This window comes from Actinosynnema sp. NPDC059797, from assembly GCF_042732085.1.
Lineage (GTDB): Bacteria > Actinomycetota > Actinomycetes > Mycobacteriales > Pseudonocardiaceae > Actinosynnema.
Map to the genome: position 1 here is coordinate 1 of NZ_JBHWIE010000171.1, position 15,744 is coordinate 15,744.

General features: G+C 72.7%; 13 protein-coding genes. 6 read left to right on the forward strand and 7 right to left on the reverse strand.

Annotation, left to right across the window (positions count from 1 at the left end):
- The coding region (locus tag ACFV4N_RS28380; protein ID WP_499675666.1) for a hypothetical protein at positions 1-322 on the forward strand (322 nt) is incomplete at its 5' end.
- A 51-nt stretch (positions 323-373) separates the two neighbouring features.
- Here the strand turns inward: ACFV4N_RS28380 and ACFV4N_RS28385 are convergent.
- Both ACFV4N_RS28385 and ACFV4N_RS28390 read right to left on the reverse strand, forming a co-directional pair.
- The gene (locus ACFV4N_RS28385) at positions 374-1,279 is read right to left on the reverse strand and encodes an alpha/beta fold hydrolase (RefSeq protein WP_499675667.1); all 906 of its coding nucleotides are present in this window, start codon (positions 1,277-1,279) and stop codon (positions 374-376) included.
- Positions 1,280-1,599: 320 nt separating this feature from the next.
- Positions 1,600-3,804 (reverse strand): terpene synthase family protein, encoded by a 2,205-nt coding sequence (locus tag ACFV4N_RS28390; protein ID WP_499675678.1) that lies wholly within the window; start codon positions 3,802-3,804, stop codon positions 1,600-1,602.
- Between the two features lie 195 nt (positions 3,805-3,999).
- Here ACFV4N_RS28390 and ACFV4N_RS28395 point away from each other — a divergent pair, with 195 nt between their 5' ends.
- The 5 genes from ACFV4N_RS28395 (at position 4,000) to ACFV4N_RS28415 (ending at position 9,139) form a co-directional block, all read left to right on the forward strand.
- Positions 4,000-4,458, forward strand: coding sequence for an SRPBCC family protein (locus ACFV4N_RS28395; RefSeq protein ID WP_499675668.1), 459 nt, complete (start codon positions 4,000-4,002; stop codon positions 4,456-4,458).
- Between the two features lie 115 nt (positions 4,459-4,573).
- On the forward strand, positions 4,574-5,395 hold the full coding sequence (locus ACFV4N_RS28400; protein WP_499675669.1) for an ABC transporter ATP-binding protein: 822 nt from the start codon (positions 4,574-4,576) through the stop codon (positions 5,393-5,395).
- Between the two features lie 44 nt (positions 5,396-5,439).
- Positions 5,440-6,414 (forward strand): ABC transporter substrate-binding protein, encoded by a 975-nt coding sequence (locus tag ACFV4N_RS28405; RefSeq protein ID WP_499675670.1) that lies wholly within the window; start codon positions 5,440-5,442, stop codon positions 6,412-6,414.
- Positions 6,414-8,447 carry an iron ABC transporter permease gene (locus ACFV4N_RS28410; RefSeq protein WP_499675671.1) on the forward strand — a complete coding sequence of 678 codons (2,034 nt, stop codon included), beginning with the start codon at positions 6,414-6,416 and terminating at the stop codon, positions 8,445-8,447. Before ACFV4N_RS28405 ends, ACFV4N_RS28410 begins: the two co-directional genes overlap by 1 nt.
- Before the next feature lie 47 nt (positions 8,448-8,494).
- Positions 8,495-9,139: a class I SAM-dependent methyltransferase gene (locus tag ACFV4N_RS28415; RefSeq protein WP_499675672.1), complete on the forward strand. Its 645-nt coding sequence runs from the start codon at positions 8,495-8,497 to the stop codon at positions 9,137-9,139.
- Between the two features lie 69 nt (positions 9,140-9,208).
- Here ACFV4N_RS28415 and ACFV4N_RS28420 read toward each other — a convergent pair whose 3' ends face one another.
- The 5 genes from ACFV4N_RS28420 to ACFV4N_RS28440 all read right to left on the reverse strand — a co-directional run.
- Positions 9,209-10,402, reverse strand: coding sequence for an IS701 family transposase (locus ACFV4N_RS28420; protein ID WP_499675673.1), 1,194 nt, complete (start codon positions 10,400-10,402; stop codon positions 9,209-9,211).
- A gap of 574 nt (positions 10,403-10,976) precedes the next feature.
- Positions 10,977-11,294, reverse strand: a complete 318-nt coding sequence (locus ACFV4N_RS28425; protein WP_499675674.1) for an STAS domain-containing protein — start codon at positions 11,292-11,294, stop codon at positions 10,977-10,979.
- A gap of 12 nt (positions 11,295-11,306) precedes the next feature.
- Complete coding sequence (locus tag ACFV4N_RS28430) at positions 11,307-13,313, reverse strand: glycogen debranching protein (RefSeq protein WP_499675675.1); 2,007 nt, start codon at positions 13,311-13,313, stop codon at positions 11,307-11,309.
- A complete protein-coding gene (locus ACFV4N_RS28435) occupies positions 13,310-15,115 on the reverse strand; it encodes an AGE family epimerase/isomerase (protein ID WP_499675676.1) in 1,806 nt (601 codons plus the stop codon). The genes ACFV4N_RS28430 and ACFV4N_RS28435 overlap by 4 nt, the downstream gene beginning before the upstream one ends.
- On the reverse strand, positions 15,105-15,744 hold a 640-nt coding region (locus tag ACFV4N_RS28440; RefSeq protein WP_499675677.1), incomplete at its 5' end, for a DJ-1/PfpI family protein. The genes ACFV4N_RS28440 and ACFV4N_RS28435, both read right to left, overlap by 11 nt.

The following is a 15,744-nucleotide window of genomic DNA, read 5'->3' on the forward strand; positions in this document are numbered from 1 at the left end:
GCTCGTGGCCGATCGGGGCGCCGCGGTTCGGGGGCGGGGACGGAGCCGGTCGGGCACGAGGGCGAGCCCGACCCGGAGCGCGAGGGCGAAGCCGGCCGAGGTCGAGCCCGGCCGGGGAGCGAGGGCGAAGCCGGCCGCGGTGCGGGGCACGCTCGCCCACGGCGACGCGTTCGCGGTGGACGGCCTCCGGCTGGGCATGCGCCCCAACGGCGTCGAGCAGTTCAAGGGCTCGATGGCCGAGTTCCGCGTGCGGCGCGGCGGCGCGGCGATCACGCACCTGCCGTTCGAGGTCGTGTCGCGGACGCCCTTCGCCCGGGGCTGAGCCCGGGCGGGTGCCGGCGCGGGGCGCCGCGCCGACACCCGCCACCCCCGGTCAGGTCCCGGCGACCGCGGCCCGTTCGGCGCGTTCGACGAGACCGGAGACGCGCGCGGCGATCACCGGCCACAGCTCGCGCGGCAGGTGGTGGCCCATGCCCTCCAGGAGCAGCAGCTCGGCGCCGGGGATCGCCGCCGCCGTGGCGCGACCGCCGCTGACGTCGCACACGGGGTCGGCGGTGCCGTGCACCACCAGCGCGGGCACCCGCAGGGACCGCAGTCCAGCCGTGCGGTCGCCCGTCGCCACCACGGCGGTGCCCTGCCGTTGCAGGCCCAGGACGTCGTAGCCCCGGTCGTACGCCCGCGCCGCCCGCTCGGCCGCCTCGTCCGCGTCGAACCCGAAGCCCCGCGAGGCGACGGCGCGCTTGGCGCGCACCTGCCACCGGATGAACGCCTCCCGCTCCCTCGGCGGCCCGCCCAGTTCGGCGAACACGGAGAAGTCGGGCTCGCCGACGCCGGGCTCGCCGGTGGTGGCCATCACCGAGGTGAGCGAGCGGACCCGGTCCGGGTGCTCGATCGCGGCCACCTGGGCGATCATGCCGCCCATCGACGCTCCGACGACGTGCGCGCCGGCGATCCCGAGCACGTCGAGCAGCCCGACGGCGTCGGCCGCCATGTCCGACAGCGTGTAAGGGGCCGAGGAGGTGTCCCCGGCGCGGATCGCGGCGAAGTCGGGCACGGGCTCGTCGGGGAAGCGCGTCGACCGACCGGCGTCGCGGTTGTCGAACCGGATCACCCGCAGGCCCCGGTCCACCAGCTCCCGGCAGAAGCCGTCCGGCCAGTCGACGAGTTGCGCGCCGGCTCCCATGACCAGCAGGACCGGTGGGGCGGCGGGGTCACCGAGGACCTCGTACGCGATCTCGATCCGGGACGGGCCGACGTCAAGCGCTCTCAGCTCCGGCATGCGCGCAAAGCTAACCGTTGGCGCGCCGGGAAGAATCGGTCCGCGGAGCGATGTTTTCCGCCGCCGCCGGGGCTATGTTGGAAGTGTGGGGAGGGGCGGGCCGGCAGGTCGCCCCGCCGGGTCCGAGATGCCCTCGATCAGCCAGGCCCGCTCACTCCGGGTGTTGGCGCCGACCGCCGTCTCCCACGTCCGGTGGACCTCGCCGTCGACGCCCCGGACGACCACCGCGACCCGGCCTCGCGGTCGGCCGGCGCCTCGGCGACGCCGCCGAGCACTACGAATAGGTGTACATATTTCTCCCATTCCCATTCGACTTCACGTCACGTGAGGTTCACCGCCAGGCGGGTGGACGACGTGCCGAGCCCGGTCGGGCCGAGCAGGGACCGGAGCGCGACGGGCGGCCGGGGCCGGTTGTGCTCCTCCAGCGCCTCCGGGCCGTAGCGGTAGGTCTTGAGGTGCCACTCGAGGATGGCCGCCATCCAGTCCTGCAGCTCGGCCGCGTACTCGAGCAGCGTGTCCCGGGCGCCCCGGTCGAGGTCGAACTCCTCGAACAGGGTGGGCAGCTCGACGTCCACGATGTGCTCGAACTGCTTCATCCGCGCGGTCTGGAGGTCGAGCACCACCTGGTAGGCGCGCTCGAAGTCGACGTCGAGGAAGTTGCGCACCACCAGCACGAGGTTGTGCACCTCGCCCTCGTACTGGACCTCCTTGCGGTAGGAGAACAGGTCGTTGATCATCCACCCGTAGTCCGAGGCGGCGTTCTCCATGCTCTGCACGGTCCGCGTCCGGTAGACCTCCGGCGGCACCGTGTTGCCGTGGCCGAACTTCGCCAGGCTCTTCGTCATGTCCGAGCCGAACGTGCCGCGGCGCATCTCCACGTAGTCGACCGGGTCGGGGATGCGGTTCAGGTGGTGGTTGTGCAGTTCCCACAGCCACGCGTCGATCATCACCGACACGGCCCGCTTGAAGTCCTCGCGGTAGGGCACGGGCATCGGGTCCGCGGTGCGGCGCCACAGGTCGGCCAGGCCGCGCTCCAGTGGGTTGACCGGGGTGATCGGCGCCTCGCCCGCCACCGGCATGAGCTGCTTGAGGCGGTCGTTGAGGGCCTTGGCGGCGGACAGGTCGGGGGTGCGGCCGAACGCCACCGGGTAGTAGTCGTCGCCGTAGGTGCCCCAGGCCAGCCAGTCCGCGGACAGGTCGAGCTGCTCGCGGGTGGCGTCCGGGTCGATGCCCGCCGAGCACAGCGCGAAGTCGTAGCCGCGCACCTTCTCCGCGGTCCAGACCCGCGGCACGTCGTCGTAGACGCCCACGTCCCGGCACCACTCGACGTTGTGCTCCAGCGAGTCCTTCCAGTGCGGGTTGATCGTCACCGGGTAGGGCAGGTACATGTCCGGCCACGGGTGCGGCGGCACCTGCTCGAACGGCACGTGGCTGAAGCCGCGCAGCCGCTGGGGCGCGGTGGCCAGGATCGAGCGGATGCCGGCGGTGCCCAGGCCGGTGGGCCCGCCCAGCACCGGCGTGGTGACCGCGCCCTCGTTCATGTAGCGGCTGGAGCGGGCGTGCCACTCGTGGCCGCCGGACTGCCAGTCCTGGAGGCCCTTGACGTACGCCAGCACGGCGAGCCGCCCGGCCGGGTCGATGCCGTGCTCGTCGAGCAGCAGCGGGACCTCGGTGAGCGCGGTGTGCTCGAACTGGTGCAGGCGGGAGGTGAGCAGGTCGTTGACCGCCTCGGCCGCCTCCTGCGTGGGCACGTCGAGGAACTTCTCCAGCACCAGCACGCCGTTGCTCAGCTCGCCCTCGTCGAGCACCTCGCGCTCGTAGGAGAACAGGTCGTTGCGCAGGTGGACGGCGTCGGCGAAGGTGTCGCGCAGCACGCCCATCGGCCGGGTCAGCGCGATGCGCGCGGGCACCTCCATGCCGGTGACGTGCTCGACCAGGTTCGCCGACCACGGCGCGCCGCCGACCTTGCGGCGCATCTCGACGTACTCGATCGGGTTGGACAGGCGGCCCTCGGAGATGTTGAGCAGCTCCCACATCGACTCGTCGAGCAGGTGCTCGGTGTTGTCGGCGAACCGGAGCCGCCAGTCGGCCGAGTGGGCCGGGACGGTGCGCTCCCAGAGGTCCTTGAGGCCCTTCTCGACCGGGTTGGTCGGCTCCTCGGTGATCGGCCCCTCGACCGGCATGAACAGCGGCAGCCGGTCGAGGTACGCCTTGGCGCCCGCCAGGTCGGGGTTGCGCTTGTACAGCTCGACGAAGTGGTCGTCGAAGTAGAAGACCCAGACGTACCAGTCGGTGACCAGGTCGAGGTCGTCCGGTGTCGCGTCGGGGTGGGTGTAGGCGCAGAGCAGGGCGTAGTCGTGGGAGTCGAGGTCGTGCTCGGTCCAGATCACGGTGCCGTGCTGCGGGACGTCGATCATGTCCATCTCGTACGCCCACGCCTTGGTGTGGACGCGCGCGCGTTCGAGGTTGGGGTTCAGCCGCGCCGGGTGGGGCATGTAGAACTCCGGCAACTGGAACGGCTGCATCGGCACGCGCCTCTCGTGTCGGTGTGGCGTACCCCGGTACGCAACCAGTGCGGGGGCGCCCCGGCCAAGACCCCCGGGGGTTGATCCACACGTTCGAGCGCACCCGTCCCCCGTCGAGCCCAACTCGGTGATGCCGGTGGTGTCCGCACCCCGCGTGGCGCGGTGCTCCGGCGGGACAGGTCGCACACTGGGGGTATGCCGCGCCTCGAACCGGTTGACCAGGAGTTCCTCACCACGGCGCCGCAGCGCCGCAGCCACGTGCTGGACCTGCCGGTGTCACCCGAACGTGTATGGCGCGGGTTGACGGCGACCAACCCCCTGTGGTGGTGCCGGTTGCTGACGGTGGAGTACACCTCCCCCCGCCCGTTCGGCGTGGGCACGGTTCGCCTGGCGTCCGTGCTGGGCGTGCTGCGGTTGCACGAGCGCGCCTTCCGCTGGGAGGAGGGGCGGCGGCAGTCGTTCCGGGCGGACTCGGCGAACCTGCCGCTGTTCCGGCGGTTCGGCGAGGACCACCTGGTGGAGCCGGCGGCGGGCGGGTGCCGGTTCACGTGGACGTTCGCCTGGGAGCCCGCGAGGCGGCGGTCCCACGCGGACCGGACGGCGGCGGTGTGCGCCGCGCTGGTGGCGGACACGCGGCGGTACTTCGACCGGTGACGGGTCGGTGCCCCCGACCAGGGACGACGTGCCCGCCGCGTTACGCGGACGCCGGAAAAGTGCAGCAGATCACGCCCATATGGGGTAGGGGCCTGCTTAGGTTAGGCTCCCCTTCATGCCCAAGGGAGACGCGCTGCTCGCCGGTGAGGACCTGGTCCTGGCGCACCACGACCGCACCGTCGTGGAAGGCGTCTCGCTGCGCCTGCGCGCCGGCGCGGTGACCGCCCTGGTCGGCCCGAACGGCTCCGGCAAGTCGACCGTGCTGCGCTCCCTGGCGCGCCTGCACAAGCCGCGCGGCGGGCAGGTCACGGTGCGCGACCGCGCCGTCTGGGGCCACGCCGCCCTGTCCGGCAAGGAGTTCGCCCGCGCCGTCACCCTGCTCACCCAGCAGCGGCCGACCCCGTCGGGCGTCTCGGTCCGCGACGTCGTCTCCTACGGCCGCCACCCCTACCGCGCGGGGTGGCGCGGCGTCGACCTGGAGGGCAACGCCGCCATCACCCGCGCCATGGAGCTGACGGGCGTCGCGCCGATGGCCGAGCGGGGCGTCGACGAGCTGTCCGGCGGCGAGCTGCAGCGCGTGTGGCTGGCGTCCTGCCTGGCCCAGCAGACCTCCGTGCTGCTGCTCGACGAGCCGACCAACCACCTGGACCTGCGCTACCAGGTCGAGGTCCTGGACGTGGTGCGCGACCTCGCCGACGACCACGACGTGGCGGTCGGCGTCGTGCTCCACGACCTCGACCACGCCGCGATCGTCGCCGACGAGGTGGTCCTGCTGTCCGAGGGCCGGGTCGTCGCGGCCGGCGCGGTGCGCGACGTGCTGACCGGCGACCACCTCTCCCGCGCCTACGGCGTCACCGTGCACGTCGCCGACGACCCGGTGACCGGTGCGATCCACTGCCGCCCGCTGGGCAGGCACGCGCGCCGGCCCGTCAGCTGACCCCGAGAAACCCCGAACCCCGGAACAAGCGAGAGGTGCTAGCCATGCGCTGGTCGACCCCTGCCCTCGTCGCGGCGGCCGTGCTGCTGTCCGCCTGCGGCACCACGGAGACCCCGACGACGACCGCCACCACGGCCTCGGAGGGCGCCGGCGGCCCGGTCACCCTGACCGACGTGCGCGGCAAGGAGGTCAAGCTCGACGCGCCCGCGCAGAAGGTCGTGGCGCTGGAGTGGGCCGAGGCCGAGATGGTCGCCTCGCTGGGCGTGATGCCCGTGGGCGTCGCCGACGTCGCCGGCTACCAGGCCTGGGACAAGGCCACCCCGCTGGACGGGAGCGTCAAGGACGTCGGCACCCGCAACGAGCCGAGCGTCGACTCGATCGTCGCCCTCGACCCCGACGTGGTGATCATGGCCCAGGGCCGGGACACCACGCTCGCGGAGCGGCTGGAGCAGTACGTCCCGGTGGTCGTCACCAAGGCCAGCGACGCGAGCCGCAACTTCGACCGCCTGCGCGAGGACCTGAACCTGGTCGCCCAGGCCGTCGGCAAGACCACCGAGGCCGACACCCTGCTCGACGAGATGGACCAGGCGCTGGCCGACGGCAAGAAGGCCGTCGCCGACAAGGGCGCGGCCGGCACGCCGTTCGTCATGGCCGACGGCTGGCTGGAGGGCAGCACCGTCACCATCCGCCCGTTCGGCAAGGGCTCGCTGGTCTCCGACACCGCCGAGGCGCTCGGCCTGGTCAACGCCTGGACCGGCGAGGTCGACCCGCAGTGGGGCCTGGGCTCGACCGACGTCGAGGGCATGACCGCGATCACCGACCCGAAGACCGTGCTGTTCTACAGCGCCTCCGAGGACGACGTGTTCACCACCGGCCTCGCGCAGAACCCCGTGTGGCAGCGGCTGCCGTTCGTGACCTCGGGCAAGGTCGTCAAGCTGGAGGCCGGCACGTGGACCTTCGGCGGGCCCAAGTCCGTCGTGCGCGTCGCCGAGCAGTTCGTGAAGGCCGTCACCGCCTGATGTTCCGCGCCACCGCCGTGACGGCGGGGATCGTGGCGGCCATCGCCGTGCTCTCCGCCGTCCACCTCACCCAGGGCACCGCCGACACCGGCGTGCTCGACGTGCTGGCCGCCCTGGTGGGCGACGGCGACGCGCAGACCCTCGCGGTGCTGGAGGGTTCGCGCGTCCCCCGCCTGCTGACCGCCCTGCTGCTCGGCGTCGCCCTCGGCGTCGCGGGCGCGGGGATGCAGTCGGTGGCCCGCAACCCGCTGGCGTCCCCGGACACGCTCGCCGTGAACGCGGGCGCGCACCTGGCCGTGGTGGTCGTCGCGGCGTTCGGGGTGGGCCTGCCCGCGCTGCTCACCGGCGCGACGGCGTTCGCGGGCGGGCTCGCCGCGGCGGTGGTCGTGCTGGGGCTGTCCGGCGGCGGGTCGACGAGCCCGCGGCTGGTGCTGGTGGGTTCGGCGGTGGCGCTGGCGCTCCAGTCGCTGGCGATGCTGTTCCTGATCCTGTTCGAGCAGGAGACGACCGGCCTGTTCGCCTGGGGCAGCGGGTCGCTGTCGGTCAGCGACCTGCGCACCACCGGGCAGATGGCGCCGGTCGTGCTGGTCGCGGTGGTGGCGCTGGTGTTCATGGGCCGGTCGCTGGACGTCCTCGCGCTGGGCGACGACAACGCGACCGTGCTCGGGTTGAAGGTGCGGCGGACGCGGGTCGGCGCGGTGCTGCTGACCGTGGCGCTGACCGCCGCCGCGGTGAACGTGGCCGGGCCCGTCGGCTTCGTCGGGCTGAGCGCGCCGGTGATCACGCGGCTGCTCGCGCCGCACGTGCCCGGACTGGGCAGGCACCGGCTGCTGCTGCCCGTGTCCGGCCTGGTCGGCGTGCTGATCGTGCTCGGCTCGGACGTGCTGCTGCGGGCGGTCATGGGTTCGGCCGCGGCGGTGCGGGTGCCGACCGGCGTGATGACCACGGTGCTCGGCGCGGCCGTGCTGGTGTGGCTGGCGCGGCGGAGCCGGTCGAGCGGCACGCCGCGGCAGGCACCCGCCGGGCGGGTCGGGCCGGCCGGGACGCGGCGGCGGCTGGCGACCACCGGCGCGGTGCTCGCGGTGCTGCTGGTGGCCGCGCCGGTGGCGGGCCTGATGCTCGGCGACCGGGTGGTGCTGCTGGGCGACCTGGCGAACTGGGTGTCCGGGCGCACCGGCACCGCGCTGACGTTCGTGCTGGACCAGCGGCTGCCCCGGGTGCTGGCGGCGCTGGCCGCGGGCGCGGCGCTGGCCGCGTCCGGCTGCGGCATCCAGGCGGTGAGCCGCAACCCGCTGGCCGAACCGGGCCTGCTGGGCATCACCGCGGGCGCCGGGCTGGGCGCGATCACGTTGATCACGCTCGTGCCGGTGGCCGGCGCGTGGGCGGTCGCGGGCGCCGCCGGTGTCGGGGCGGTGCTGGCGTTCGCCCTGGTCTACGGCCTGGCGTGGCGGTCGGGGCTGGACTCGGACCGGCTGGTGGTCATCGGCATCGCGTCGTGGTCCGGCGGCATGGCGCTGATCACGCTGCTGATCGTGACGTCGGACCCGTGGAACACCGCGAAGGCGCTGACGTGGCTGTCCGGCTCCACCTACGGGCGGACGCTGGAGCAGGTCGTGCCGACCGCGCTGGCGCTGGTGCTGCTGGCGCCGCTGCTGTGGGCGCGGCACCGCGAGCTGGACCTGCACGGCCTGGACGAGGACACCCCGCGGGTGCTGGGGATGCGGGTGGAGCGGTCGCGGCTGGTCGTGCTGGCGGCGGCGGGCGCGCTGGCGGCGACGGCTGTGTCGGCGATCGGCGTGGTGGCGTTCGTGGGCCTGGTCGCGCCGCACCTGGCGCGTTCCCTGGTCGGCGGGCGGAACCGGCGGGTGATCCCGGTGGCGATGGCCGTCGGCGCGGTGCTGGTGAGCCTCGCCGACACGATCGGGCGCACCGTGATCGCGCCGGCGCAGGTGCCGGCGGGGCTGGTGATCGCGCTGCTGGGCACGCCGTACTTCGTGCTGGTGCTGTGGCGGACGCGGGAGACCCGCGCCTGAGCCGGGCGGCCGGTCCGGTCGGCTCACCGCCGGGCTAGGTTCGCACCGTGACCGAACCGACCGCCGTGACCGGACCGCGCGACACCGGGGCCGCCTACGACGCCGTCGCGACCCTCTACGCCGAGATGTTCGGCGACGTGCTCGACACCAGGCCGCTGGAGCGCGGGCTGCTGGCCGCGTTCGCCGAACTCGTCCGGGACCACGGCGCCGGACCGGTCGCCGACGTCGGCTGCGGCCCCGGCCACCTGACCGCGCACCTGCACGACCTGGGGTTGACCGCCTTCGGCGTCGACCTGTCCCCCGCGATGGTCGCCCTGGCCCGCCGGGCGCACCCGCACCTGCGGTTCGACGAGGGGACCATGACCGACCTGGACCTCGCCGGCGGCGCCCTCGGCGGCATCCTCGCGTCCTACTCCGTCATCCACACCCCGCCGCCGCGGGTGCCGGCCGTGTTCGCCGAGTTCCGGCGCGTGCTGGCGCCCGGCGGCCACCTGCTGCTCGGCTTCTACGCCGGCGACGACCCGCTGCCCCGCGAGTTCGACCACAAGGTCGCGCCCGCCTACCGGTGGTCGGTCGACGGCCTCGCGGACCTGCTGCGCGGGGCCGGTTTCGCGGAGGTCGCCCGCCTGCGGCGCGAACCCCTCGACGGCGAGCGGTTCCACCAGGCCCACCTGCTCGTCCGCGCGTCCTGAGCACCGGGGCGCCCCCGCCCCGACCTCCCGCGCGGCGCGCATGCCTCGCCGTTGAGGCATGCGCGCCGATCAGGACAGTTGCCGTTCCCGTTGGCCCAGCACCGCGCTGCGCTTGGCGAACGTGTACGCCGCGGAAACGAGCGTCATGTGGTGGTGCCACCCCCGGTACGACCGGCCTTCGAAGTCCAGCAGCCCGTAGTGCGCCCGCAGGTCCAGCAGGTCGCACGCGGTGCGATCGACGAGTGCCCCCAGTGAGATGACCTCCGCCGCGCGGAGGTCGGTGCGGTTGGTCAGCCACAGCTTCACGCGGCCTCCCTGCCGCGAGGTGCCGACCAGTTGGAGCGCGGGCCCGCCGCGCCGACCCGGGTCGACCGGCAACCGCACCGGCACCGACACCGCCTGCGTGGCCCGGTGCTTGCCGTCCACGCCCGGCGCCCAGGTGACGACCTGCCGGTGCTTGATGTCCGCGCCCCGCAGGCAGTCGCGCGCCCGGACCAGGTTCGGTCCCCGCTGCGGGCCGAAACCGCTGCGGACGGCGGCGAGGTGCGGCCCCGGCACCAGCTCGAAGGTGTCCGGCACCTCGAAGACGAAGTCGGCCCCCAGTTCGGCGAGCTTCGCCATCAGCCGGTGCGCGCCCGGCGTGTGCCGCAGGTCGCCGACCACGGGCGCGCGGGGGATGCCCCACTCCCCCACCTCCTCGACCAGGTCCAGCGCGTACCGCCACTCCGGCAGCGCCTCGACCGAGTCGGGGATGTACGCCCGGTTGCGACGGCGGTCGTCGTCGATCCACCGCCTGGTCAGCTGGATCCGCCAGTTCACCGGGATGCTCGCCGCCTCCGCGGCCAGGAAAAGCCCGGTGCCGAGCTGGCAATTGATCGCGCGCCCCTCGCTCGGGACGAACCTGCGTTCCACGCCGACCGAGTGCTCCCCCCTTTTCGGGATCGTCGTGTCGGCAATTACCCAGGCCCTCGGGGACAGCAGCTCCTCAACCTCACCCGCAATTCGGGACCGTACTTCCCGCCAGTCCCAGGGACTTTGATTGATGAATTGCTGGAGCGATTGCGAAACAGGTAATTCGAGTACCTCCTCAGCTATTCTGCGGACAGACTTCCGACCACGCCCAAGTAGCAGCCCCCTGAGGTAGACCTCAGCCCATCGGCGCTGGTCAGAGCGCGGAAGGGAGCTGAACTTGTCTTGCGCGAAGTGTGTCACCTCATCATTCTTGGCAAGCGAAAGAGCAGTGCGAAGACTGTCCTCGACCACCGTTGACCCCCGAAACTGTCACATGTCGTACTCAATCGATACTCCATATGGGCAACGCGTCCGGCAAGTCACTCCGGGCCAAGCCGGGACGATCTCGTGAGGTCCGAAACGCAAGCGCTATCGTGGAATACTTATCCAGCGCTCCGAGCATGATCACCCTCCGTAGAGGAGGGCATTGTGAGACGGGTCCGCGTTCGCTATCCGCGTCCGCTCCAACAGGAAGAAGGCAGTTCCGGGGAGCGTCTCGCGCGGATCGCTTGATCACCCTCAGTAGCGGGTCGACACGGCCAGACGGTGGACGAGCACTTCGTACATCCGGGTGGAAACCGGTCACCTTCGCTTGCACGCAGCGTTATATAGTTGATCGTTCAACCGCAATGCCCTCGCGTGCCCTGCGGCGTGGAATCCCGCTCCGGCGCGTTCGCGGTGAGCTGGGCATTCAACCGGCGGGGCGCGCCGACATAACCACATGTTGGTAAACAGTTGACGTTCAACCGATATAACCGGGTGGTGGTTCGCCGGCGCGCCCGCGCCTTTGTGAATGATTTCCCAAGCGGCCCTCAGGCCATTTCGATCACGCCGCCCGTTGGGCGATCGTCACCGCCTGGTCGAACCCGGCCAGCCGAATCACCTCGACCACCTCCGGGCTCGCGCCCACGACGATGATCGCCGCGGACGGCGGCAACTGCTGCTGGGCGAACGCCAGGGACCGCACGCCCGCCGAGGACATCGTCGCCAACCCCGTCAGGTCCAGCACCAGCCGGTCCAGCGGCCGCTGCGCGGCCTGCTCCACCAGCGACCGGAACACCGGCGCGGTGCCCGCGTCCAGCTCACCGGTCAGGTAGACGGTGCCGGTGCGGCCGTTGAACCCCAGGTACGCCTCGAAGCTCACCGCTGTTCCTCCTCAACTCCCCTGCCCACCGCTGGGCAGCGCCTCCACCACGACGACGGACTTGCCGGCCACCACGAGCGCCTCCCGCCCGCCGCCCTCGCCGGACCTGCCGGTGGCGGTGTCCACGGCCACGTGCCACTCCGTGCCCGCGGGCGCCGCCGGCAGCACCACCTCCGCCGCCGCCAGGTCGGTGTTCGCCACCACGAACACCGAGTCCACGCCCTCCTCGTGCAGCAGCACGGCCACCAGCCGCGAGTCCGCCGACCAGTCGGGTTCGAACGGCCGCGCGCCGTGCCAGCTCACCGCCGGGTACTGCCACCCGGGCACCGGCTCGCCACCGGGGTGCGCGGCCCGCCGCAGCACCGGGTGGCGGGCGCGCAGCGCGGTCAGCGACCGCACGAACGCGACCAGGTCCCGGTTGCGCCCGGCCAGCTCCCAGTCCACCCAGGTGATGTCGTTGTCCTGGCAGTAGGCGTTGTTGTTGCCCCGCTGGGTGCGGCCGAACTCGTCGCCGGCGAGCAGCATCGGCACGCCGTTGCTCACCATCAGCAGCGCCAGCGCGTTGCGCGCCTGCCGCCGCCGCAGCGCCAGCACGTCCGGGTCGTCCGTCGGCCCCTCGACGCCGCAGTTCCAGCTCTCGTTGGCGTCGTTGCCGTCCCGGTTGTCCTCGCCGTTGGCCTCGTTGTGCTTGTGGTCGTAGGACACCAGGTCGGCCAGCGTGAACCCGTCGTGGCAGGTCACGAAGTTCACCGACGCGCCCGGGCCGCGACCGGCGTACAGGTCGGGCGAGCCGATCAGCCCGCCCGCCAGCTCGCCCGCGCTGCCCGGCCGCGCGACCAGGAACCGGCGCAGCGCGTCGCGGTAGCGCCCGTTCCACTCCATCCACCGGCCGTAGGCGGGGAACGACCCGACCTGGTACAGCCCGCCCGCGTCCCACGCCTCGGCGATCAGCTTGCGGTCGGCCAGCACCGGGTCGTGCGCCAGCGCCTCCAGCAGCGGCGGGTTCGGCAGCGGCCCGCCGTCGCGGCCCCGGGACAGCACGGAGGCCAGGTCGAACCGGAAGCCGTCCACCCGGTACTCCAGCGCCCAGTGCCGCAGGCTGTCCAGGACCAGTTCGCGCACCACGGGGTGGTTGCAGTTCAGCGTGTTCCCGGTGCCGCTGAAGTTGTAGTAGTCGCCGTCCGGGGTCAGCAGGTAGTACACCTCGTTGTCCAGGCCCCGGAACGACTGCGTCGGCCCGCGGTGGTCGCCCTCGCCGGTGTGGTTGAACACCACGTCGAGCACCACCTCGATGCCCGCCGCGTGCAGGTCGCGCACCAGCTCCTTGAACTCGCGCGGCGAGCCGTAGGACGCCTTGGGCGCGAAGAAGCCCACCGGGTGGTAGCCCCAGGTGTTGAGCCGCTCGGGGGCGCCGGGCACGTCGGTCTCGTCGAACTCGAACACCGGCATCAGCTCGACGCAGTTGACGCCCAGCTCCCGCAGGTGGGGCACCTTCTCGCGCAGGCCGGCGAACGTGCCGGGCGCGGCCACCCCCGACGACGCGTGCCGGGTGTAGCCGCGCACGTTCAGCTCGTAGACCACCAGGTCCTCGACCGGGATCCGCGGCGGCCGGTCGTCGCCCCAGTCGAAGCCGTCCGGCCGCGCCACCGCCGACCGGTAGCGGGGCCGCTCGCCCCACACCTCGCCGCCGGGCAGCCGCCGGGCGCGCGGGTCGAGCAGCAGGTCGTCCCGGCCGTCCACGCGGTAGCCGTAGTGCACCAGGTCCGGGTCGAGGCCGACCACGGTCATCGCCCACACGTCGCCGACCCGGAAGTCCTCGGGGAACGGCAGCTCGGCGACCTCGTCGCCGTGCTCGGGGTCCAGCAGCACCAGCGACACGCGCCGCGCCGAGGCGGAGGACACCGCGAACGCGATGCCGTCCGGCGTCGCGGTCGACCCCAGCGGCAGCGGCGGCGCGGGCGCCACCCGGAACCCGTCGACCCACCGCTCCGCCGTCGCCGGGCCGTCCACCGCGGTCATCGCCCCTCCACCGGGACCAGCCGGGCCTGGACGGTCACCGCCGAGGCGCTGTCGGGCAGCCGCACCGCCATCGCCGCGGGGTCGAAGTCCCGGTACGGCTCGCCGTCCACCAGCACGCGGTCCAGCCGCACCCGGCCGGCGGGCAGCACGTCCGGCGCGACCCGCAGCAGCCGGTCCGGGAAGTCCGCGTCCGGGCGGGGCTTGAACCACAGGTCCAGCGGCTCGCCGCGCACCAGCAGCCCGGTGTAGACGGTGGCCAGGTAGCACAGCTCCGCCGCGTGGTACATCGACATGGAGTGGCTGCCCTTGAGCCGCTCGGTGCCCACCAGGTACGGGATGCCGTTGTTGAGCACGTTGAAGTACACGCCGCCCTCGTCGTGGTCGAGGAAGAACGCGTTGTAGAACGCCGCCGCCTCCCGGCCGTGCGCCAGGAACTCGTCCGACCGCCGGTGGCCGGCGAGCACCAGGTAGGCCAGGATCGCCTGCTCCTGCTGCCACCACGCCTTGCGGTCGTGCCACACGAAGTCGTGCGGCGGCTGCCGCTGCACCAGGTCGTACCAGCCGCCCCGCTGCCCGTCGCGGCCCACGTCCGGCATGGTGCGGGCCAGCGTCTCGGCCAGGCGCGCGTAGTCGTACTTGGCGCGGGCGGCGTTCATCCGGGTCAGGTTCCAGGCGATCTTGAGGTTGTGCCCGACCACCGCCCGGTCCTGCTGCCAGCCCCACGTGCGGTCCGGCGTCCAGTCGCCGTGGAAGCGCTCCTGCACGAACGGCGTGCCGCGGTCGGGGAAGTGCGCCACGATCATGTCGAAGGTGTGCTCCAACATGTCCAGGTGCCGCTGGTCGCCGGTCGCCAGGTACAGGTTGAACAGGTACGCCGGCGCGTGGTCGCCGACCGAGTTCCAGTTCTTGCGGGCCTGGTTGCGGCCCAGCGACGCCGAGTGCGGGCTGAGGTCCACCGGGTCGACGTGCGACCAGTAGCCGCCGCGCGCCGGGTCGGCGAAGAACCGCTCGAACAGCCGCATCGTGCCGTCGATGTCGGCCTTGGTGGCCGGGTCGCCGGTGACGCGGTAGTTCTGCACCAGGCCGGCCAGCGCGTAGATCTGCTCGTAGGCGGGGATGGCGCGGTAGTCGTCGTCGAACTCGGAGGTGAACAGCTTGCGCTCGCGGCCGCCGTCCACGTCCACGCCGTGGTACCAGTAGGTGACGCCCAGGTCGGTGTCGACGAACCGCATGTGCTCGCGCAGGTACTCCGAGCCGCGGTCGGCGACGGTGAGGAAGTCCTCGTCGCCGGTCAGCATGTACGCCGACGCCATGCCGTAGACCAGGCGGGAGATCGTGTCGGTCTCCTGGACGTGCCTGCCGCCCTTGTCGCCGCCCAGCCTGATCTCGGTGCGGTAGTCGGCGTAGTCGACCTCGCCCGCGCCGAACTGGGCGCGCCGGTAGAACCGGGCCAGCTCGCGCAGCTGGTCGACCCACCAGCCGGGCCGCTCGAACACGTGCTCCTCGGTCTCGTCGCCCACCAGGAACAGCTGCGCCGCCTGGTAGCGGAGACCGCCCGGGTCCGGGTACACCGGCCCGTGCGCGAACACGAGCCGGCCCGGCCGCAACAGCTCGGCGAGCCGACCGGTGGCGTCCCGGTACGGCTCGCCGAGGTTGCGGACGACCTGAGCGGCCGTGGTGTCGGTCAGGCGCAGGGTGACCGTGCGGCCGTCGAGCGTGCGGACCCGCAGGTCGCGACCCTGGAACGACTCGACGTGGCCCGCGGTGGTGTCCGAGTGCGAGTAGGCAATCTCAGCGCCCACCGTTGCCCCTCGCCACCAGCATCTCGATCACCGTGCGGGCCAGCAGGTTGCACTGCTCGACGGTGCGGGAGGTGACCAGGTCGCCGTCCACCACCACGTCGCGGCCGGTGTAGACCGCGCCCATGTTGCGCACGTCGCCGACCAGGTTGTTGTGGCAGGTCACCGGCCGGTCGCGGACCAGCTCGGGCACCGACGACAGCAGCAGCAGGCCGTGGCAGGAGAACGCCTTGATCAGGTTCGGCAGCCGGAACGCCCGCCGCATCACCTCGACCGCGGGCGCGGGGCGGCTCACGTTGTCGGTGTAGCGCAGCCGGTCCGCCACCATGCCCGAGGGCACGATCAGCGCGGACAGCCGCGACAGCTCGTCGTAGTCCAGCTTCTCCAGGTCGCCGCTCACCTCGATGGGCGCGCGCTGCTCGTGCCCGGTGAAGGTCAGCGAGTCGCTGCCCCACAGCCGGGTCAGCAGCTCGACCTGGGCGCCCTCCTCGGCGAACCGCATCCGGTAGTAGGCGATCTCCTCCTCGACGTAGTCGCTCTCCATGAGGATGCCGATGCGCCTGCCCTGGAGCCTGCCGGTGGTGCCGGGGACTTCCGTGGTCTGGGTCATTGTCCTTGCCTTCGCTCGGTTG